We start from the raw sequence: 19,970 nt of genomic DNA on the forward strand, positions 1-19,970 counted from the left end.
ATGGAAGGTCTCGCGGCGAACCCGCTTCCCACGTCCCCGGCGGCACCGCCCCTGGTGGAGGTCGAGGACCTCAACGTCCGCTTCGTCACGCGCGAAAGCACGGTGCGCGCGGTGAACGGCGTCAGCTTCACCATGGCCCCCGGCGAGGTGCTCTGCATGCTGGGCGAGAGCGGCTCGGGCAAGAGCGTCACCATGCGCGCGCTGATGCGCCTGCTGCCGCCGAAGCGCGCCCGCATCGACGGCCGCGTGCGCGTGGCGGGCCAGGACGTGCTGGCGATGGATGACGGGGCGCTGCGCCGCTTCCGTGGCGGCACCGTGTCGATGATCTTTCAGGAACCGATGACCGCCTTCGACCCCGTGGCGCGGGTGGGCGACCAGATCGCCGAGGTCGTGGCGCTGCACCGTGGCACCAGCCGCAAGGCCGGCCGCGCGCGGGCGCTGGAACTCTTCGACCTGGTGAAGATCCCCTCCGCCCAGCGCCGCCTCGACGCCTACCCGCACGAGCTCTCGGGGGGCCTGCGCCAGCGCGCGATGATCGCGATGGCGCTGAGCTGCGAACCGAAGCTGTTGCTGGCGGATGAGCCCACCACCGCGCTCGACGCCACGGTGCAGATCCAGGTGCTGATCCTGCTGCGCCGCCTCCAGCGCGAGATGGGCATGTCGGTGATCTTCGTGACCCACGACCTCGGCGTCGCGGCCGAGATCGCGGACCGCGTGGCGGTGATGTATGCCGGGCGCGTGGTGGAAAGCGGCACGGTGCGGCAGGTGCTGCGCGACCCGCTGCACCCCTATACCGGCGGGCTGCTCGCTTCCACCGTGCATGACCAGCCGCGCGACCGCGACCTGGAAACCATCGCCGGCGCGCCGCCCGATCTTCGCAACCTGCCGCCCGGCTGCAAGTTCGCGCCGCGCTGCCCGCAGGTGGGCGGCGAATGCCTCGGCGCCGAGCCCGACGCCCGCCACCCCGTCGCCGGCCGCATGGCCCGCTGCGTCCGCGTTCCCCACCACCAGCACGAAAGGGAGTTCGCCTGATGTCCGCCCAACCCGCCGTCGAGCCGATCACCGAGACCACCGGCCCGCACCGCACCCACATCCCGGCCGAGATCGTGGCCCGCGTGCTTGCCCGCCGCGGCACGATCCACCCCTTCGCCGACCTCGACCCCGCGCGCACCGCGCTGGTGGTGGTGGACCTGCAGAACGGCTTCATGCGCCCCGACCTGGGCTTCGCCGCCGTGGCCACGGCGCCCGCCATCGTGCCGGCGGTGAACCGCTTGGCCCGCGCGCTGCGCACCGCCGGCGGCAAGGTGTTCTGGATCAAGAACACCTCCGACGAGCGCTCCCGCCGCGAATGGTCGATCATGGAAACCTTCAACCTTCCCGAGCGCGTGGCGGCGCGCAACCGCACCATGTCGGAAGGTTCGGAGGGCCATGACCTGTGGCCGACGCTGGAAGTCCTGCCCGAGGACGCGGTGGTGCTGAAGTACCGCTACAGCGCCTTCCTCCAGGGCGCCTCGGACCTGCCGGAGATGCTGCGCGCCGAAGGCTTCGACACGGTGCTGATCACCGGCACCGTCACCAGCGTGTGCTGCGAAAGCTCGGCACGCGACGCCGCGATGCTGAACTTCCGCACCGTCATGGTGTCGGACGGCAATGCCGGCTTCACCGACGCCGAGCACAACGCCGCGCTGACCGCCTTCTACAGCACCTTCGGTGACGTGCTCAGCGTGGCGGAGATCGAGGCGATCCTGAGCGACGCCACCGCGACCCGGGCCGCGGCGTGACCCGTCCGCGCGTCGCCTTTATCGGCACCGGCGGCACCATCGCGTCGATCGGCAAGGGGCCGCTCGACACGGTGGACTACGGCTCCACCGGCAACGTCATGGTGGCCGGCGCCATCCTGGACCGCTTTCCCGAGGTCCAGGCGGTGGCCGAGGTCTTCGCCGTTCCCTTCAGCAACATTCCCAGCCCCAATATCCACTTCCCGCAGTGGAAGGCGCTGGTGGAGTGCTGCGACCGCCTCGTGCGGGAGGAACCCGACCTCGCCGGCATCGTGGTCGGCCACGGCACCGCCTCGCTGGAAGAAACCGCCTACGCCCTGCACCTTTGCGCCAAGGTCGCCGTGCCGATCGTGGTCACCGGCTCGCAGCGCCCTTCCTCGGCCCTGTCCACCGACGCGGGGCTGAACCTGGTGAACGCCGTGCGCGTCGCGGCCGACCCGCGCTCGCGCGGCCTGGGCGTGCTGGTGCTCCTGAACGACGAGATCCAGTCGGCGCGCGAGGTCACCAAGACCTCAACCGGCCGGATGCAGACCTTCCGCTCGCCCGATTTCGGCGTGCTGGGGCAGGCCGACGGCGACAGCGTGAACTACTACCGCCGCCCCGTCCGCGCAGGTGCCCCGGACACTGTGTTCGACATCCGCGCGCTCGACGCCCTGCCGCGCGTGGACATCTCCTACAGCTACGCGGGTTCGGACGGCACGGCGGTGCGCGCCTTCCTGGCCGCCGGGGCACGCGGCATCGTGTCGGCGGGTTTCGCCCCCGGCTTCTGCGGCCCGGGCGACCTGGAGCCGCTGCGCCAGGCCGTGCGCGACGGGGTGATCGTGGTGCAGTCCACCCGCGCGGGCTCCGGCCGGGTGTTCCCTTCCACCAAGCTGCGGGAATACGGCTTCCTCACGGCCGACAACCTGTCGCCGCAGAAGGCCCGCATCCTCCTGTCGCTGGCGCTCACCCGCACCACCGACCCGGCCGAGGTGGCGCGGCTCTTCGCCACCTACTGAGCCGCGCCGGGGCGAGGCGCGGAACGCCGGTCCGGGGGGAACGGCGTTCCGAGCACCGTTCCGCGAAGCCGGCGAAGCGAGCCGGTGGAGCGGGCCAGTGGAACGGGCCGCCTGGGACGATGCGCCCCGGGCCGCCCGTGCCGGGCTCAGCGATATTCCCCCTGCCGCGCGCTGATCTCGTCGAGCACCACTTCCGGCGCGATGTCGCGCTCCACCTCTCGCAGCTCGGGGTCCTTCTGCGCTTCCACGCCCAGGCGATCGGCCATGGCCACCACCAGCTGCGTCAGCTTGGTCAGCTCGTGCTCCGTCAGCAGGCTGATCTGCAGGTCGAGGTCGGCGCGCTTGTCCGAGGCCGCGCCCATGCGGTTCTGGCTGATCAGCACGAAGGTGGACAGGAAGATCGCCTCCACCGAGGCCACCATCGCCAGCACCACGAAAGAGGGGTCGAAGCGCGGCACGCGCGGGATCAGGCCCAGATTCACCACGATCCAGCCGCCGTAGAGCGCGAGGTGCAGGTACACGAAGCGCATGGAGCCGGTGAAGCGGGTGATCGCCTCCGCCACCCGCTCCTGCCGCGTCATGGCCTGCGCTTCCGCGCGCCGGCGCTCCTCCAGGGCCTCGATGTTGCGGCGCAGCGACCTGTTGAGGTTTTCGGGCGAAGGCGGAGGCACGGTGGGGGAGGTCGGCGCCATCCTGTGGAAACTCCTGATCGGCGAGGTCGCCCGCTTCGGCTCTCGGGCATAAGCTGCCGGCCCCGCCCGCGGTTGCCGCGCGGCGATGCCGGTCGCCCCTCAGGCGCCGCCCTCGCTGGAGTCGCGGCACACCTCCACCCATTCCGCCCCCGCGAGCGCCGCCAGGCGCTCCGGCGCGATCCGCAGGGCGCTGTTGCGCGACCCCGCCGCCGGCAGCACCTCGGCGAAGCGGCGCAGCGAGACGTCGCAGTACACGGGCAGGGGCGTGCGCAGCCCGAAAGGGCAGACCCCGCCCACCGGATGCCCCGTCAGCGCCGCGACCTCGTCGGCCGGCAGCATCCGCACCTTGCCGCCGAAACGCGCGCGCGCCAGGCGGTTGTCCAGCCGCGCCTCGCCGCCCGCCACCACCAGCATCGCCTGGCCGTTCACGCTGATCGCCAGGGTCTTGGCGATCTGCGCCGGCGCGACGCCGTGCCCGGCCGCCGCCTCGGCCACGGTGGCCGTGCTGTCCGCCAGTTCCAGCACGGTGATGTCGGGCGCGTGCTGCCGCAGGAAGTCCCGCACCGAATCCAGGCTCATCCACCACGCTCCGTTCCCTGACGGCGGGCGTTAAACCGCGCCGCCGGCCCCCTGTCAGCCCGTGGCCCGGCTTGGCGCCCAGCCTGGCTCCGGCCCATCGCCAGGCCTGATGCCGGGCTTGGCGCTCACCCCGGCCGGCCGACACCCGTGCGGGCCGCGTCTCCGCCCGCCGGCGCCGCCTCCCCCGGTCAGGGCCGGCAGCGTCGTCCCATCCCCCCCGCGCGCCGGCCTGGAACAAGGTCCGGAAACGGAACGAACATCGCCACGCCGCAACCATTCCCCGCCCCGGCGCCTGAGGCAGACGAGGGGTGCCGCGCCAGGCCGACCCGCACGGGCAGGAAAGGGGGGCACCGGCCGATGGCGGGCATGCCGCAGCAGATCGAGACCGACATCCCGGCCCGCATGGACCGGCTGCCCTTCAGCCGCTTCCACATGCTGGTGATCGCGGCGTTGGGCATCACCTGGGTGCTGGACGGGCTGGAGGTCACGGTGGTGGGCTCGCTGGGTCCCACGCTCCGCCACCCCGACACGCTGGCGCTGAGCGAGGCCGAGGTCGGCATCGTCGCCTCCGCCTACCTCGCCGGCGCGGTGTTCGGCTCGATCTTCTTCGGCTGGCTGACCGACCGCTTCGGCAGGCGCGCGATCTTCAACGTCACGCTGGGCATCTACATCGCGGGCGTGATCCTGACCGCCTTTTCCTGGAACGTCTGGAGCCTGGCCTTCTTCCGCGCCATGACCGGCGTGGGCATCGGCGGCGAATACGCCTCGATCAACTCCGCCATCGACGAGCTGATGCCCGCCCGCCTGCGCGGCCGCATCGACATGGTGGTCAACGGCTCCTTCTGGGGCGGCGCCGCGGTGGGGGCGGCGGGCTCGCTGCTGCTGCTCAGCGGCACGCTGGTCAGCCTCGACCTCGGCTGGCGCCTGGGCTTCGGCATCGGCGGCGTGCTGGGCATCTTCATCCTGCTGTTGCGCCGCTTCGTGCCGGAAAGCCCGCGCTGGCTCATCACCCACGGACGCCAGGAGGAAGCGGAGCGGGTCCTGCGCGAGATCGAGGGCCGGGTGCGGGAGCACGAGGCGGGCGACCTTCCGCCGCCCGAAGGCAAGAAGCTCACCATCCACCCGAAGCCGCATTTCGGCATGCTGCCGATCCTGCGCGCCATGCTGGGCAAGTTCCGCGCCCGCTCCGCCCTGGCGCTGACCCTGATGATCGCCCAGGCCTTCCTGTTCAACGCGGTGTTCTTCACCTACGGGCTGGTGCTCGCCAGCTACTACAACATCCCCGAGGCGCGCACCGGCCTCTACATCCTGCCGCTGGCGGCCGGAAACCTGCTGGGACCGATCCTGCTGGGCTCGCTCTTCGACACGGTGGGGCGGCGGCGCATGATCACGCTGACCTACGGTCTGTCGGGCCTGCTGCTGCTGGCGGTGGCGGTGCTGTTCGGCATGGGCGTGTTCACCGCCTGGACGCAGACGATTGCCTGGATGGTGGTGTTCTTCGTGGCCTCGGCCGCCGCGAGCTCGGCCTACATGACGGCCAGCGAGATCTTTCCGCTGGAATCCCGCTCGCTTGCCATCGCGCTGTTCTACGCCATCGGCACCGGCGTCGGCGGCACCTTCGCGCCCTGGATCTTCGGCGCGCTGATCGCGACCAAGCAGCCCTGGATGCTGGCCGCCGGCTACATGGCCTCGGCGGCGCTGATGCTGGCGGCGGCGGCCACGGAATGGGCGCTGGGCGTGGACGCGGAAGGGCAGTCGCTCGAAAGCGTGGCCGACCCGCTCTCGAGCTGAGTGGGTGGCGGAAGCCGGCCGGGCAGGGCGTGACACCCGCCCGCCGCGCCGCCGTCCCGATGCGTCGCGCGGCGATCCCCGCCGCGGCACGGCGCCACGGACACGGCGTGGACCGCCGGCGGCGTGCCTGACGCGCGGGCGGCCATCGCGAGGGGGCGCTTCCTGTCACGGGCCGGGGAAAACCCGGGGCGGCAGCGGCGTTTAGGATACGGACGCCTGCACCGAGGACCCCTGGCTATGCGCCTTCCGCTTTCGGGTAGCGGCACGCCTCAGCCGCCTTCACCCAGTCCCACACCTCCCGTGCCGGGACCGGATTTCCCCCCGATCCCGCCCGGCCCCGACATCCCGTCGGAGCCCGGACCCCCGTCGCCCGACCCCCTGCCGGAGCCCGGCCCCCTCATCCTCTGAGGCCGGACATCCTGCGGGATCGGGCAGCCCCTCTGACCCGGGTAGTCCCCCGGCCCGGGTCGCCACTGAACCGGGCAGTCCCTGAAACGGGTAATCCCTGAAGCCGGACATCCCGTGAGGCCGGGCATCCTCCGGAGCCGGTCTGTCCGGCTCCGGCCGCGGCACCACGGTACCGCCGTCCGGAGGAACGACCCTCGGGCACCGCCCCGCTCAGGCGGCGCCGACGCCTTCGCGCAAGCCCGCCGCCTGACGCTCCCGCGGCAGCAGCAGGTGCACGCCCAGCGTCGCCACCACGTAGGCGCCGGCGCCCACGAAGAAGATCAGCGTGTAGTTGTTGCCGGTGGCGTCCAGCAGCCGCCCCACCACGGCGGCCGAGAAACCGCTGAGGATCGAGCTGATGCAGCCGCCCAGCCCCACCGCGCCGGCCACGGCACCCTTCGGCATGGTGTCGGACACCAGCGTGAACAGGTTGGCCGAGAAGCCCTGGTGCGCCGCCATGGCCAGGCCGATCAGCCCCACCGCCGCCCAGATGTTGCTCATCTGCGGCGCCAGGAACACCGGCACGGTGCACAGCGCGCAGGCCAGCAGCGCCAGCTTGCGCGCGGTGAAGACGCCGAAGCCAGCACGCATCAGCCGCCCTGACAGCCAGCCACCGCCGATCGAGCCCACGTCCGTCATCAGGTAGATCACCACCAGCGGCAGGCCGAGCGCCAGCAGGTTCACGTTGAACTTCGAGTTGAGGAAGCTCGGCACCCAGTTGTTGTAGAACCACCAGACCGGGTTGGTGAGCACGCCGCCCACGATATAGGTCCAGGTGCCGCCGTAGCGCAGCAGCTGCGACCAGGGCACGCGCGCCTCGGCCACCTCCGGGTCGCTGTGGATGTAGGCGAGCTCGGCGGCGTTGACGCCGCGGTGTTCTTCCGGCGTGCGGTACAGGGCGAGCCAGACCACCGTCCACAGGACGCCCACCACGCCGGTGACGTAGAAGGCGGTCTGCCAGCCCCAGCGCGCGGTGATGAAGGCCGCGATCAGCGGCGCGGCGAGGCCGCCCACGTTGCTGCCCGAATTGAAGATGCCGGTTGCCAGCGCGCGGTCGCGCACCGGGAACCAGGTCGCCACCGACTTGATGCAGGACGGGAAATTGCCGCCCTCGCCCAGGCCCAGCAGCACGCGCGCCGCCATGAAGCCCGCCACCGAGCCCACCAGCCCGTGCGCGGCCGAGGCCACCGACCAGATCATCGCCGCGACCGCCAGGCCCATGCGCACGCCGATGCGGTCCGTGATCGCGCCCATGCTGGCGTAGCCCGCGGCGTAGGCCATGCTGAAGGCGAAGACGATGTTGCCGAAATCGGTTTCGCTGAAGTGCAGCTCGCCCTGGATCGTGGGCTTGAGCAGGCCCAGCAGGTTGCGGTCCATGTAGTTGATCGTGGTGATCGCGAAGAGCAGCGCCACCACCACCCAGCGGGTGCGGCTGCGCGCCCCGTCGCCCGGCAGGGCGCCGGGCGGTGTAAACTCGGCCTTGGTCATACCATCCCTCGGAGGACGCGGGCCGGTTGCTCCGGCGGCAGTGCCTGGACGGCCCGCATTGGCCCGGATGCTCGTTCGCACCCGCAACAGCGTCAATCCTTCTGACCTGTTCCGGAGCCGGCGGTTTTCCTGCAATTTCAGTTAGATGTAAAAATATTCATCTGACGGAAAGGCTACCGAAGCTGTTGGGAGGCACCAGCCGGCGTCCGGAAGCTGGAGCGCCGTGCCGCGCCCGCAGGGGTACGCAGGCCTTGCTCGTGATGGCAGGAGGCGAAGAAGCCCGCCGCGCGAGGCAGGCCCAGGCAGGAAGCCCGCTCGGGGAAGGCTCTCGCAGGGAACCTCCCGTGAGGCGCGCCGCGCCTCGTGCCCTACGGTCCCCGGCAGCGGACGGCCGGCGCCGGACGACCCCGCGTCGGATGGTCCCACGTGGGACCATCCGGGCTTCAGTTCGCGTTGCGCCGGGCGTGGCGGCGCACCGCCGCTTCCACCGCCTCGAGGTCGTTGGGCATGACCTCCAGCCGCTCCTCGCGCCGCATCAGGTCCGCCAGGTGCGGCGGCAGGGCGGGGCGGAAGCCCACCGCGCGCTCGGCCGCGTCGGGGAACTTGGCCGGGTGCGCCGTGGCCGCCACGATCACCGGGATCGCCGGGTCCTCGGGCGCCAGGTGGGCCGCGGCATAGGTCGCGGTGGCGGTATGCGGGTCGGGCAGCCAGCTGGTGGCGGCATGGACGCGCCGCATCTCGCGCAGCGTGCCCTCGTCGTCCAGCGCCACGCCGCGGAACAGCCCGGCCGCTTCCCGCCAGGCCGCGTCAGGCACCGGCATCCGGCCGGTGTCGCGGAAGGCGCGCATGGTGCGCGCGGTGGCCCCCGCATCACGGCCGAGCAGCTCGAACAGCAGGCGCTCGAAGTTTGAGGACACCTGGATGTCCATCGACGGCGAGAGCGACGGCTCCACCGCGCGCGCCGTCATGTCGTTGGCGGTGAAGAAGCGCGGCAGGATGTCGTTGCGGTTGGCCGAGATGATCAGCCGCTCGATCGGCAGACCCATGCGCCGCGCCGCCCAGGCCGCCAGCACGTTGCCGAAATTGCCGGTGGGCACCGACACCGCCACGGGCCGGTCCGGCGCGCCCAGCGCCAGTGCTGCGGCCACGTAATAGGGGATCTGCGCCGCGACCCGGGCCCAGTTGATCGAATTGACCGCCGACAGCTTCATCTCGCTGCGGAACGCGGTGTCGGCGAACATCGCCTTGACCATGTCCTGGCAGGTGTCGAAGTCGCCCTCCACCGCGATGTTGTGGACGTTGGCCGACAGCACCGTGGTCATCTGCCGGCGCTGCACCTCCGAGGTGCGGCCCAGCGGATGCAGGATCGCGATGTCGATGTTGCGCCGGTCGCGGCAGGCCTCGATCGCGGCCGATCCGGTGTCGCCCGAGGTCGCGCCCACGATGGTCACGCGCTCGCCCCGCCGCTCCAGCGCATGGTCGAAGAGCTGCCCCAGCAGCTGCATCGCCAGGTCCTTGAAGGCCAGCGTCGGGCCGTGAAACAGCTCCAGCGCGTGGGTGCGGGCGTCGAGCTGCACCAGCGGCACCACGGCGGCGTGGCTGAAGCCGCCGTAGGCCGCGGCCGTCATCCCGCGCAGCTCCGCGAGCGTCAGGCAGCCTTCGGCGAAGGGCGCCACCACCCGGGCCGCGATCTCGGCGTAGGGCAGGCCGCGCAGGGCGCGCCATTCCGCCGCCGGGAACTCAGGCCAGCTCTCGGGCATGAACAGGCCGCCATCCTCCGCCAGGCCGGCGAGCAGGACGCCCTCGAAATCGCGGGCCGGAGCCTCGCCACGGGTGGAGACGTATCGCATGCGCCCGAGGATACCGCCTCGGGCCCGCGCGCGCCATGCGCCAGACGGGAACGCCGCCCTGCCGGTGGCGCGGGAAACGCCATACCCCCCACCACGGTGCGGGGAAGGACGGCGCGGCTCCACCACCCCGGGTTGCTTGTGCGGCGAAAGGGCCCGGCCGATGTTCGGCGCCGGGATCGGTGCGCCGGGACGGGCCTGGCGCGTCCGAAGACCTTTGGCCCGGGAAAACCCCGTCGCCTCGGGAACCTCCCCCCGGGTGTCTCGCGAGAAGCCCGGCGTTCTGGAAAACTCCCGGTGTTCTGGAAGATCCTGCTGTTCTGGAAAAACCTCGGTGGTTGGGGAAGGCTCCGGTGTTGCGGGACATCCCGGCCTCCTTCCCCATGCCCGCCGCCCTCGCCCAACCCCATGGAAATCGCCCAGGTGCCCGAACCGAGGGATACGCCGCCCGATGGCATCACGCTGGAACGTTTGGAACGGTCCCTGCAGGAATTGATCGCCCGGCGCTGGGACCGCTACGCCCATGCGCTGCAACGGGCGGCGGCGGCCAGCTCCAGCGGCGCGGCGAGCCGCTTCCACGACCAGGCCGACGCGGCGCTGCTCGACATCGACAGCATGATGCTGCACCACCGCCGTCTGACGCAGCACCTGCGCCTGGACCAGCGCACCGGGCAGCGGCCGCGCTGGCGCTGAGCCGTTCGCCCGGGATGCCCTGATCCCGCGCTGCGCTGGCCCGGCGCCGGCACGCTTCGCGGCGTGACGGCATCGCCGACGCTGCGCTAGACCGACTTCCGCATGCCCAGCCTCCGCCGCCGCCAAGCCCTCCTGCTGCCGCTCCCCGGCCTGCTTCCAGTTCTCGGCCGGCCCGCCGCCGCGCAGTCGGCACCGCCCGCCGTGTCCCCTCCGGCGGCGCCGTCGGCAGCATTACCCGCCTCAGCGCCCTCCTGGCCGCGCACCGTGCGCGACGTGCTCGGCCGCAGCGTCACCATTGCCCGCCCGCCGCGCGCCGTGCTGCTGGCCGAGGGCTTTCAGCTCCTCGCCCTGGCGGTGGCGCATCCCGACCCGGTGCCGCTGCTGGTGGGCCGCGGCGGCGACCTCCGGCGCCTCGACGCCGCGCTCGACAACGGCTTCCGCCAGCGCTTCCCGGCGCTGGCCAAGGTGCCCGAGATCACTTCGGCGGTGGGGCAGGGCTTCTCGCTGGAACGCGCACTGTCGCTGCTGCCGGACCTCGTGATCCTCAGCGCCTGGCAGATGAACGCCGCCGAGATGCGCGGCAATGTCGAGCAGCTGGACAAGGCCGGAATCCGCGTGGTGGTGGCCGACACCTTTCTGCGCCCGCTGGATGAACTCGTGCCCTCCGTCCGCCTGCTGGGGCAGGTTTTCGGGCAGGAAGCACGTGCCGAGGCCTTCGCCGGCTTCCACGAGGCCCGGCGGCAGGCGGTTCTCGACCGGCTGCGCGCCGCGCCCGCGGCCGAAGCGCCGGCGGCGCTGCTCACCGCCTTTCCCGGGCGCTGGAACTGCTGCTGGGTCGCCGGCCGCGACGGCGCGGGCGAAGCGTTGACCCTGCTCGGCGCCCGCAACGTCGGGCTGCCCTTCCTGCCCGGGCCGAGCGGCGCGCAGCTCAGCCTGGAACAGGTCCTGACCGCGGCGCCGGACATCTTTATCGGCACCGGCGCGCGCCTCGACGACCAGGGTGGGAGCGGGGGCGGCGACAGTGGCGGCGGGGAGGGGCTGCAACTCGGCACCGGCGTTGGGGCCGCCGAGGCGCGCGACAGCCTGCGGCACCTGTTGGAACAGCCCGGCTACCGCAGCCTGCCCGAGGCGGCGCGGCGCCGGGCCTGCGGCTTGTGGAACCCGGTCTTCGGCAGCCCGGTCGCGATCGCGGCCATCGAGGCCATGGCCCGCTGGCTGCACCCGACGCTGTTTGCCGACCTCGACCCCGCAGCGACCCTGGCCGAGATCAACCGCCGCTTCACCCCCGTGCCCTTTGACGGCACCTACTGGACGGAACTGCCGGCGGGCTGAGACCGCGCGGCGCCCGACGCCGGAACCAGCCCGGCGGACCAACCGGGCGGGACAAGCTGGGGAACCGATCCCGGGAACCGACCGGAGGCGACCCGGAGAACTACCGGGGCTTGCGGCCCGGGAACCGACCTGGCGGACCGGCCGAGGAGCCGCCGAGGAGCCACAGGGGGGGGGGCACCCGGGTGGCCAGCCCAGGGGACCGACCGGGGATCAACGGGGATCAACCCGGGAACCAACCCGCCGCGGCACTGGACAGCCGGGCCCGCCCGGCGGATGACGAACGCAGCAACACGAGGCATCGCCGTGCCGGGCGGCCGGCACCGGGCGGGAGAACAACGCCATGCGGATCACCATCCTCGGCGCCGGGGTCATCGGCGTGGCCACCGCCTATTGGCTGCAGCGCGACGGCCACGAGGTCACGGTGATCGAGCGGCGCGAGGGCGCCGGGCTGGAGACCAGCTGGGGCAACGGCGCCATCATCCACGTCTCCTCGGTGCAGCCCTGGGCCGCGCCGGGCGTGCCGTTCAAGGTCCTGCGCTGGATCGGCCAGGAAGAAGCGCCGATGCTGCTGCGCCTGCGCGCCGTGCCGACCATGTGGCGCTGGGGCCTGGGCTTCCTGCGCGCGTCCCGCGCGGCGCACCACCAGGCGGGCGCGCTGAACAACCTCGAGCTCGCCCTGCTCAGCGCCCGCTCCATGGCCGAGATCCGCGAGGAAACCGGCGTCACCTACGACTACGCCGGCCAATGCGTGATCAAGACCTTCGCCGACGAGCCCACCTTCCTCGCCTCCGCCGCGGCGCACGAGGCACTGGCCCCACACGGCTTGGTCACCGAGCGCCTGACCCGCGACGAGGTGATCCGGCGCGAACCCTCGCTGGCCCCGGTGGCCTCGCAGGTCGCGGGCGGGCTGTTCTTTCCGCAGGACGAGGTCGGCGACTGCAACAAGTTCTCCCAGGGCCTCGCCGCCTGGTGCGCCGCGCGGGGCGTGCGCTTCCACTACGGGACCACGGTGGAGGACTTGGTGATCCGGGGCGGCCGGGTCGCGGCGGTCCGCACCTCGGCCGGTGAGATCGCCTCGGACGCGGTGGTGGTGGCGCTGGGCAGCCACGGCCCGAAGCTGCTGCGCCCGCACGGCATCGACGTGCCGATCCACCCGGTGAAGGGCCTCTCGATCACCATCCCCCGCGCGCACTGGCCCGAGGGCCCGCGCAACGCGATCCTGGACGACGCGCGCAAGTTCGCGCTCACCCCGCTGGGCGACCGCTACCGCATCGTGGGCTCGGCCGAGATCACCGACTTCGACACCACGCCCTCGCCCCGCCGGATCGGCGCCATCATGCGCGAGGTCGCGACCCTGTTCCCGCCGCTCGCCGGCGCCCAGGACGCGCCCGGCGCGATCCAGTGGGCGGGCCTGCGCCCGATGGTGCCCGACGGCCGCCCCTGGATCGGCCCGACGCGCATCCCCGGCCTGTTCCTCAACACCGGGCACGGCCACACCGGCTGGACCATGGCGGCCGGTTCGGGGCGCAGGCTGGCCGGGATGATCGGCGCGGCGGCGGGCCGGGCGGCTGCCTGAGCGGGGAAGGGGTACGGACCCCGACGGGACCGCCCCTGCCTTGCGCCCGCCGGACCACGGCCGCAGAAACCCAACCCCCACCAGCAAGGCCACCGCCATGAAGCTGCTCTATTCCCCCGCCTCGCCCTACGCGCGGAAGGTCGTGATCGTCGCCCGCGAAACCGGCCTCGACCGTGAGATGGAGATCGTTGCCGCCGGCGCGCACCCGGTGGATCGCAACGCCGCCGTGGGCGCGGTGAACCCGCTGGGCAAGATCCCGGCGCTGACGCTCGCGGACGGCACCGTGCTCTACGACAGCCGCGTGATCTGCGAGGCGCTGAACAACATGGCCGGCGCCGACCTCTTCCCCTCGGTCGGGCCGGACCGTTGGCGCGCGCTGGTGGAACAGGCGCTGGGCGACGGGCTGCTCGATGCGGCGCTGCTGCTGCGCTACGAGACCGTGGTGCGTGAGGAAGCGCAGCGCCACGCCGGCTGGGTCGCGGGCCAGACCGCCAAGATCACCGAGGCCCTGCACGACATGGAGCGCCGCGCCGCGGGCTTCGGCACCCGCTGGGACATCGGCACGATCACGATCGCCTGCGCGCTGGGCTACCTCGACCTGCGCTTCGCCGAGATGCGCTGGCGCGACAACCACCCGGTGCTGGCGGCCTGGTTCGAGGCGCTCTCGGCCCGCCCGTCCTTCGCCGCCACCGCGCCCAAGGGCTGAAGGTTTCCGGGGGCGTTCCGGGAACCACCGGGGAAACGCCCGGCGGCGTTACCCCGGGGGAATGCCCCTGGGGCGATCCCCTGGGACATTCCCCTGGGACAATCCTCCCGGGACACTCCTCCGGGCAGCGCCCAGAGCGCCGGCGCGGGGGTTGCTTCCCGGCCGCCGGGTGGCGAGCATGGCGCCCGTTTCCCGCCGCCCGGCGGGTGCCGTGTCCATGGCGCCCGCCCCGCCGCGCCACCCGACGGAGCCGCCGATGACCTCGCCCCCCACCCAGACCCTCACCATCCCCGGGCTGGAAGGGGAGGCCGAGATCCTCGTGGATCGCTGGGGCATCCCGCACATCTATGCCACGACCCAGCACGACGCCTTCCTGGTGCAGGGCTTCAACGCCGCGCGCGACCGGCTCTGGCAGATCGACCTGTGGCGCAAGCGCGGGCTGGGGCTGCTGGCCGCCGATCTCGGCCCCGCCTATGTCGAGCGTGACCGCGCCGCCCGCCTGCTGCTCTACCGCGGCGACATGGCCGCCGAATGGGCGAGCTACGGCCCCGACGCCCAGGCGCGCACCGAGGCCTTCGTCGCCGGCATCAACGCCTTTGTCGCGCTGGTGGAGCGCGAGCCCGAGCGCCTGCCCACCGAGTTCCGCGCGCTCAACACCCGCCCGGCCCGCTGGAGCGCCGAGGACGTGGTGCGTCAACGCGCCCATGCCCGCGTCCGCAACCTCGACGGCGAGGTCGCGCGCAGCAACATCATCGCCGAGTTCGGGATCGAGGCCGACCGTCTCCACCGCAAGCTGCAGCCCGAATGGACGGTGCAGGTTCCCGAAGGTCTCGCCCCGCACGCGATCCCGCCCGAGGTGATGCGCACCTACCTCCTGGGCTGCGAGCCCAACGCGATCGGCACCGCGACCCCGGCGGAGGCGCTGGAAAACACCGGCAGCAACAACTGGGCGCTCGCCCCCTCGCGCACCACGACCGGCCGCCCGATCCTGGCCAGCGACCCGCACCGCGTGCATGAGCAGCCCTCGCTGCGCTACGTGGCGCACCTCGTGGCACCGGGCCTCGACGTGATCGGCGCCGGCGAGCCCGCGATCCCGGGCGTCAGCCTCGGCCATAACGACCGGATCGCCTTCTCGCTCACGATCCATCCCGCCGACCAGGAAGACCTCTACGTCTACGAGCTGAACCCCGCCGACCCGGAGATGTACCGCTACGGCGAGGGCTGGGAGCGGATGCGCATCCTGCGCGAGGACGTCCCCGTGCGCGGCGGCACGACGGAAACGGTGGAGCTGCGCTTCACCCGTCACGGCCCGGTGCTGCACGTCGATGCTGCGAACCACCGCGCCTACGCCCTGCGCTCCGTGTGGTGGGAGCCCGGCACCGCCGCCTACATGGCGAGCCTGGGCTACCTCGCCGCGGGCAGCTTCGAGGATTACCGCGCGGCGCTGAACGGCTGGGGCGCGCCTTCCACCAACCACGTCGTCGCCGAGGTGGGCGGCCGCATCGGCTGGGCCGTGGCCGCCAAGATCCCCGTCCGCCCGAGCTGGGACGGGCTGCTGCCGGTGGCGGGCGACGGGCGGCACGAATGGGCCGGCACAATTAACGCCGCGACGCTGCCGCACGCGGTGGACCCGGCCAGCGGCTGGCTCGGCTCCGCCAACCAGATGAACCTGCCGCCCGGTTTCGACCACGCGCAACACAAGACCGGCTTCGAATGGTCCGACGGCGCCCGCTACGCCCGGCTGAGCGAGGCGCTCGACGCCGACCGCCAATGGTCGGTGGAGGACACGCTGCAGCTGCAGACCGACGTGCTGTCCGTCACCGCCCGCCGCCTCTGCGCCGTGCTGGCGGCGGCGGGGGGCAGCGGCGCCGAACCCGCCCGCGCGCTGCTCGGCCCCTGGAACCACCGCCTCGGCGCGGAGAGCGGCCCGGCGGCGCTGTTCGAGATCTGGTTCACCAAGCACCTCGTGCCCGCGCTGTTCCGCGCGCTGGGGCCCGAGGGCCTCGCCCGCCACCTCACCGCGCCCGACACCGCGCTGGCGCTCGACCTTCTCGAGCGCGGCGACGATCCGGGCTTCGGCGCAAACCCGGCCGCGGCGCGTGACGCGCTGCTGCTGCGAACCCTGGAGGCCGCCTGGGCGGAGGCGGCCGAGCGCATGGGCCCCGATCCCGCCAGCTGGGCCTGGGGCCAGCTGCACCAGGGCTACTTCGCGCACCCGCTGTCGCGCCTGGGCGGCCCGGATCTCGCCCGCAGGCTCGATGCGGGCCCGGTGCCCAAGGGCGGCTCCAACCTCACGCTCAACAACAACGGCTATCGCGGCAGCGACTTTCGCGTGATGTCGGGCGTGTCGTGGCGCATGGTCTGCGACGTCGGCAACTGGGATGCGAGCTGGACCGTCAACGCCCCCGGCCAGTCCGGCGATCCCGACAGCCCGCACTACCGCGACCTGTTCCCCTTCTGGGCGGAGGAACGCTACGTGCCGCTGCTCTACAGCCGCGCGGCGGTGGAAGCCGCGACGGAACAGCGCTTCCGGCTGCTGCCGGGCTAACGGGCAACAGCCCGGCGGGCGCCAGCCTGACCGATGCCAAACTGGCGGTGCCTGGCTGGCGAACGCCTCTCGCGCGCGGGGCGGCTCCCGATCCGCTCCGTCCGGCCGCCCCGCGTCGGCGTCATCCCGCGCGCCATGGCACGGCGCCCGCGGCATCCCAGATATCCACGATCATGAACAACACCGCCGCCCTCGAGGACTTCATCCGCCGCGCCCCGCGCCTCTTCGTGCTGACCGGCGCCGGGTGCAGCACGCCCTCGGGCATCCCCGACTACCGCGACGCCGACGGCCAGTGGAAGCGTGCGCAGCCGGTCACGCTTCAGTCCTTTCTCGGCAGCGAGGCGACGCGGCGCCGCTACTGGGCGCGCTCGCTGGTGGGCTGGCGCTTCATCCGCGCCACGCAACCCAACCGCACGCACGCGGCGCTGGCCCGGCTTGAAGCGGCGGGGCGAAGCGAGCTGCTGCTCACCCAGAACGTCGACCGGCTGCACCAGAAGGCCGGCAGCCGGCGGGTGATCGACCTTCACGGCCGCCTCGACGTGGTGCGCTGCCTCGGCTGCGGCGCGGAAATGCCGCGCGAGGCGATGCAGGCGGAACTGACCCGCCGCAATCCCGGCTGGTCCACGCTCGACGCCGGCAGCGCCCCGGACGGCGACGCCGACCTCGACGGGCTGGATTTCGCCGGCTTCGCCGTGCCCGACTGCCGGCACTGCGGCGGCCTGCTCAAGCCTGACGTGGTGTTCTTCGGCGAGAACGTGCCGCGCGAGCGCGTGGCAGAAAGCTTCGCGGCGCTGGATCGCGCCGACGCCGTGCTGGTCGTGGGCTCCTCGCTGATGGTGTATTCGGGCTTCCGCTTCGTGCAGGCGGCGGCGAAGGCGGGAAAGCCGGTCGCCGCGGTGAACATCGGCCGCACCCGCGCCGACGATCTCCTGACCCTGAAGGTTGAGCAGCCCTGCGAGGATGCGCTGGGCTTCCTGCTGGCCGATACGGCCGGCTGAGGCCGGGGGCCGGCCGCGTTCACAGGGGCCGCTGCCCGGCAAGGCGCGCCGGGCAGCGGCCGTCGCAGTCACGCCGGCGCGTCAGGCACTGACAGGTCAGGCGCGGGCGCGTCGGGTACGGGCGCGTCAGGCGCCGCGCGCGCGGCGGCGCGCCACGGCGAGGCCGAGCAGGCCGACGCCGAACAGCGCGATGCTCGCCGGCTCGGGCACGGCTACGCTGGAGGCCGAGAAGGTGCCGGTGGTGTCACCGAACTGGTTCTGGGTGAAGGTGTAGAAGCCGGGCGTGGGATCGTAGCCGGTCAGGAAGGCGGTGCCGGAGTTCACGATCGTCAGGTTGGCGCCCGACCCGTCGATCGGGGTGTAGGTCGCGCTGATCTGGCCGGTCACCTGGAAGCTCGCCTGGTTGCCGGACGTGTTCGACACGCTGAACGCGGTATAGACCGTGCCCGGGGTGAAGGGGCTGTAGGTGAAGTTGTTGATCGTCGCGCCGCTGCCGCTGGTGAAGCCGGCCGCGGTGTAGCTGCCGCTGACGGAGCCGATGATGGCGTTGCCGTTCAGCGTCGGCGCGAAGTCGATAAAGGTGCAGGCCGTGGTCGTGCAGCTGCCGGCGCCGGCGATGTTGAAGGTGCCGGTGATGGGGGCCGCCATGGCCGGGGTCATGGCAAGGCCGATCAGCGCTGAAGCGGCCAGGAGAGCTTTGCGCATTTCGATTCCTTTCGAGCGAAGGGGCGTCGGCCTCCCAAGATGCCGACTGCACCTTGTTCTAGCGAGCGCCGTGCCAGCTTTTAGAATCAATAGTTTGGCCCGAAAAAACGCGGTTCCGGCGCGCGAAGTGTAAAGCTTTTCGGGAAGCGCCCGCCGCGGTGGCGCGGCGCCACCCGGAACGCCCCCTGCGCCGGCGCGGTCAGGCGCGAAATCCTGCCATCCCCGATGCCGGGAACGCGGCGTCCGCCTCGCTCCGGCCGCCGTCGAACCCGCCTGCGTCCGCCATCCGCAGGTCGGCCGGCGCCACGACGCGGCCGTGCGCCCCATTGTAAGGTTTTCCAGACAAGCGCCTCCGGACGACGCCGCGTGCCAGGTGATATCCCCTTGGCCCAGGCGCGCCCTCAGCTTGGCCGGACCGGCGGCGGAGGCACCGCCTCCGGCGGCCGGATGCTCCGCGGCTGGCCCCATGATTGCGGGCGGATGGACCCCGCATGACCGCCGATTAGTTCTTCATCCGTGCCGATTGATTCCGCCGGCACCGGCCATCGACCCGCCGCGGCCACCGCTAGGATCACGTCCGGAAGGCAGCCACGAGACTGCTGTTGAACGAAATACCGTGCGGGGAGAAGCAATGAACAAGGGCGATACTGCGCCGACATGGCCGGCGGGCACACGGCGGCAGTTCCTGGGGCGCTCGATGGCGGGTGGCGCGGCCCTGCTGGCACCGGGCTTCCCCCGCATCGCACGCGCGCAGGACGGCTATCCGAACCGCGCCATCCGCATCGTGGTCAACAACGCACCCGGTGGCGTGGGCGACCTGACGGTGCGCCTCGTGGGCCAGCACATGTCGGAAATGTTCGGCCAGCCCGTGGTGATCGACAACCGCGGCGGCGCGGGCGGCATCCTCGCCGCCAACCAGCTCCTGGGCGCGCCCGCCGACGGCTACACGCTGATGACGGCGGGCAACGCCACCGCGGTCCGCCCGGCGCTGTTCAGGTCGCTGCCCTACGACGTGCAGCGCGACTTCGCGAGCGTATCCACCATGGCCTTCTTCCCGATCGGCATCGTGGTGTCGCCGGACTCGCCGCTGCGCACGGCGCAGGACTTCATCCGCAAGGCGAAGGAGGACGGCCGCGACCTGAACATCGGCACCATCGCCATCGGCAGCACGCAGCACCTGGTGGCGGAAATGTTCAAGGCCACCGTCGGCTCCCAGGCCACCACGGTGCCGTTCAGCTCCACGCCGCAGCTGCTCAACGCGCTGCTGCGCAAGGACGTGGATGTGGGCTTCGAGATCCTGGCCCCGGTCTGGTCGCAGATGGAGGACAGGACGCTGCGGGTCCTGGCGGTGACGCAGGCGACGCGGGTGCCGAACCTGCCGGACCTTCCCACCCTGGCGGAGTCCGGCCTTCCCGGCTTCGACGCCGCGTCCTGGAACTCGATCGTGGCGCGCAGCGGCACCGCGCCCGAGATCGTGGCGAAGCTGAGCACCACCATCAACACGATCCTGAACCGCCCCGACGTGCGGAAAACCTTGCTGGACGTGGGCGTGGAGCCGCGCGGGTCGACGCCGCAGGACCTCGACGCCCTCACCGCCAAGGAGATGGTCCGCTGGCGCGAGGTCATCGAAACGGCCGGCATCCCCAAGCAGTAGGGCCCGGACGGCAGGTCCGGGTGCAGGGTGTGGAGCCGCGGGGCGCTGGCGGCAGGGCCCGGAGGATGGGACGCGGACGACGAGCCCCGGACGACGAGCCCCGGACGACGAGGTCCGGACGGTGGGGCGCGGGCGACG

The 19,970-nt window shown here is 72.3% G+C and carries 16 protein-coding genes; 11 read left to right on the forward strand and 5 right to left on the reverse strand.

All coding sequences use genetic code 11. The features are described 5' to 3' along the window. Genes ACFFGY_RS18075 through ACFFGY_RS18085 form a run of 3 tightly spaced genes read left to right on the forward strand, consistent with a single transcriptional unit; the run spans position 1 to position 2,776 of the window. A complete protein-coding gene (locus ACFFGY_RS18075) occupies positions 1–1,032 on the forward strand; it encodes an ABC transporter ATP-binding protein (RefSeq protein WP_377045920.1) in 1,032 nt (343 codons plus the stop codon). Next, a complete protein-coding gene (locus ACFFGY_RS18080; RefSeq protein WP_377045921.1) occupies positions 1,032–1,781 on the forward strand; it encodes an isochorismatase family protein in 750 nt (249 codons plus the stop codon). Before ACFFGY_RS18075 ends, ACFFGY_RS18080 begins: the two co-directional genes overlap by 1 nt. Then, on the forward strand, positions 1,778–2,776 hold the full coding sequence (locus ACFFGY_RS18085) for an asparaginase (RefSeq protein ID WP_377045922.1): 999 nt from the start codon (positions 1,778–1,780) through the stop codon (positions 2,774–2,776). The genes ACFFGY_RS18080 and ACFFGY_RS18085 overlap by 4 nt, the downstream gene beginning before the upstream one ends. 146 nt (positions 2,777–2,922) lie before the next feature. Here ACFFGY_RS18085 and ACFFGY_RS18090 read toward each other — a convergent pair whose 3' ends face one another. After that, entirely contained in the window at positions 2,923–3,468 is a 546-nt protein-coding gene (locus tag ACFFGY_RS18090; RefSeq protein WP_377045923.1) for a DUF1003 domain-containing protein, read from the reverse strand. A 99-nt stretch (positions 3,469–3,567) separates the two neighbouring features. Beyond that, the gene (locus ACFFGY_RS18095) at positions 3,568–4,047 is read right to left on the reverse strand and encodes a YbaK/EbsC family protein (protein ID WP_377045924.1); all 480 of its coding nucleotides are present in this window, start codon (positions 4,045–4,047) and stop codon (positions 3,568–3,570) included. Positions 4,048–4,413: 366 nt separating this feature from the next. Here ACFFGY_RS18095 and ACFFGY_RS18100 point away from each other — a divergent pair, with 366 nt between their 5' ends. Continuing rightward, positions 4,414–5,838: an MFS transporter gene (locus ACFFGY_RS18100; protein WP_377045925.1), complete on the forward strand. Its 1,425-nt coding sequence runs from the start codon at positions 4,414–4,416 to the stop codon at positions 5,836–5,838. Positions 5,839–6,456: 618 nt separating this feature from the next. On the opposite strand, the gene ACFFGY_RS18105 is transcribed toward ACFFGY_RS18100, so the two are convergent. Together ACFFGY_RS18105 and thrC are read right to left on the reverse strand one after the other, a co-directional pair. Further along, positions 6,457–7,773: an MFS transporter gene (locus tag ACFFGY_RS18105; protein WP_377045926.1), complete on the reverse strand. Its 1,317-nt coding sequence runs from the start codon at positions 7,771–7,773 to the stop codon at positions 6,457–6,459. Between the two features lie 443 nt (positions 7,774–8,216). Further along, positions 8,217–9,623 carry a threonine synthase gene (gene thrC / locus ACFFGY_RS18110; RefSeq protein ID WP_377045927.1) on the reverse strand — a complete coding sequence of 469 codons (1,407 nt, stop codon included), beginning with the start codon at positions 9,621–9,623 and terminating at the stop codon, positions 8,217–8,219. Positions 9,624–10,043: 420 nt separating this feature from the next. Here thrC and ACFFGY_RS18115 point away from each other — a divergent pair, with 420 nt between their 5' ends. The 6 genes from ACFFGY_RS18115 to ACFFGY_RS18140 all read left to right on the forward strand — a co-directional run bounded on the left by ACFFGY_RS18115 (position 10,044) and on the right by ACFFGY_RS18140 (position 17,473). After that, a complete protein-coding gene (locus ACFFGY_RS18115) occupies positions 10,044–10,313 on the forward strand; it encodes a hypothetical protein (protein WP_377045928.1) in 270 nt (89 codons plus the stop codon). A gap of 264 nt (positions 10,314–10,577) precedes the next feature. Continuing rightward, a complete protein-coding gene (locus ACFFGY_RS18120; RefSeq protein WP_377045929.1) occupies positions 10,578–11,645 on the forward strand; it encodes an ABC transporter substrate-binding protein in 1,068 nt (355 codons plus the stop codon). A gap of 340 nt (positions 11,646–11,985) precedes the next feature. Then, positions 11,986–13,221: a D-amino acid dehydrogenase gene (locus ACFFGY_RS18125; protein WP_377045930.1), complete on the forward strand. Its 1,236-nt coding sequence runs from the start codon at positions 11,986–11,988 to the stop codon at positions 13,219–13,221. Between the two features lie 97 nt (positions 13,222–13,318). Further along, the gene (locus tag ACFFGY_RS18130; protein WP_377045931.1) at positions 13,319–13,927 is read left to right on the forward strand and encodes a glutathione S-transferase; all 609 of its coding nucleotides are present in this window, start codon (positions 13,319–13,321) and stop codon (positions 13,925–13,927) included. Between the two features lie 178 nt (positions 13,928–14,105). After that, on the forward strand, positions 14,106–16,475 hold the full coding sequence (locus tag ACFFGY_RS18135; RefSeq protein WP_377045932.1) for a penicillin acylase family protein: 2,370 nt from the start codon (positions 14,106–14,108) through the stop codon (positions 16,473–16,475). A 47-nt stretch (positions 16,476–16,522) separates the two neighbouring features. Continuing rightward, entirely contained in the window at positions 16,523–17,473 is a 951-nt protein-coding gene (locus ACFFGY_RS18140; RefSeq protein ID WP_377045933.1) for an NAD-dependent protein deacetylase, read from the forward strand. Positions 17,474–17,599: 126 nt separating this feature from the next. On the opposite strand, the gene ACFFGY_RS18145 is transcribed toward ACFFGY_RS18140, so the two are convergent. Next, on the reverse strand, positions 17,600–18,178 hold the full coding sequence (locus ACFFGY_RS18145) for a PEP-CTERM sorting domain-containing protein (protein ID WP_377045934.1): 579 nt from the start codon (positions 18,176–18,178) through the stop codon (positions 17,600–17,602). Between the two features lie 631 nt (positions 18,179–18,809). Here ACFFGY_RS18145 and ACFFGY_RS18150 point away from each other — a divergent pair. Continuing rightward, positions 18,810–19,832, forward strand: coding sequence for a Bug family tripartite tricarboxylate transporter substrate binding protein (locus ACFFGY_RS18150; protein WP_377045935.1), 1,023 nt, complete (start codon positions 18,810–18,812; stop codon positions 19,830–19,832). The last annotated feature ends 138 nt before the right edge of the window (positions 19,833–19,970 follow it).

This window comes from Roseomonas elaeocarpi (genome assembly GCF_042433915.1).
GTDB lineage: Bacteria > Pseudomonadota > Alphaproteobacteria > Acetobacterales > Acetobacteraceae > Roseomonas > Roseomonas elaeocarpi.

Bases quoted from the DNA above. Each gene is read 5' to 3' on its own strand.
- ACFFGY_RS18075 (WP_377045920.1), top strand. From the start codon at position 1: ATGGAAGGTCTCGCGGCGAACCCGCTTCCCACGTCCCCGGCGGCACCG.
- ACFFGY_RS18080 (WP_377045921.1), top strand. From the start codon at position 1,032: ATGTCCGCCCAACCCGCCGTCGAGCCGATCACCGAGACCACCGGCCCG.
- ACFFGY_RS18100 (WP_377045925.1), top strand. From the start codon at position 4,414: ATGCCGCAGCAGATCGAGACCGACATCCCGGCCCGCATGGACCGGCTG.
- ACFFGY_RS18145 (WP_377045934.1), bottom strand. From the start codon at position 18,178: ATGCGCAAAGCTCTCCTGGCCGCTTCAGCGCTGATCGGCCTTGCCATG.
- ACFFGY_RS18125 (WP_377045930.1), top strand. From the start codon at position 11,986: ATGCGGATCACCATCCTCGGCGCCGGGGTCATCGGCGTGGCCACCGCC.
- ACFFGY_RS18090 (WP_377045923.1), bottom strand. From the start codon at position 3,468: ATGGCGCCGACCTCCCCCACCGTGCCTCCGCCTTCGCCCGAAAACCTC.
- ACFFGY_RS18130 (WP_377045931.1), top strand. From the start codon at position 13,319: ATGAAGCTGCTCTATTCCCCCGCCTCGCCCTACGCGCGGAAGGTCGTG.
- ACFFGY_RS18095 (WP_377045924.1), bottom strand. From the start codon at position 4,047: ATGAGCCTGGATTCGGTGCGGGACTTCCTGCGGCAGCACGCGCCCGAC.
- thrC (WP_377045927.1), bottom strand. From the start codon at position 9,623: ATGCGATACGTCTCCACCCGTGGCGAGGCTCCGGCCCGCGATTTCGAG.
- ACFFGY_RS18150 (WP_377045935.1), top strand. From the start codon at position 18,810: ATGAACAAGGGCGATACTGCGCCGACATGGCCGGCGGGCACACGGCGG.
- ACFFGY_RS18105 (WP_377045926.1), bottom strand. From the start codon at position 7,773: ATGACCAAGGCCGAGTTTACACCGCCCGGCGCCCTGCCGGGCGACGGG.
- ACFFGY_RS18135 (WP_377045932.1), top strand. From the start codon at position 14,106: ATGGCGCCCGTTTCCCGCCGCCCGGCGGGTGCCGTGTCCATGGCGCCC.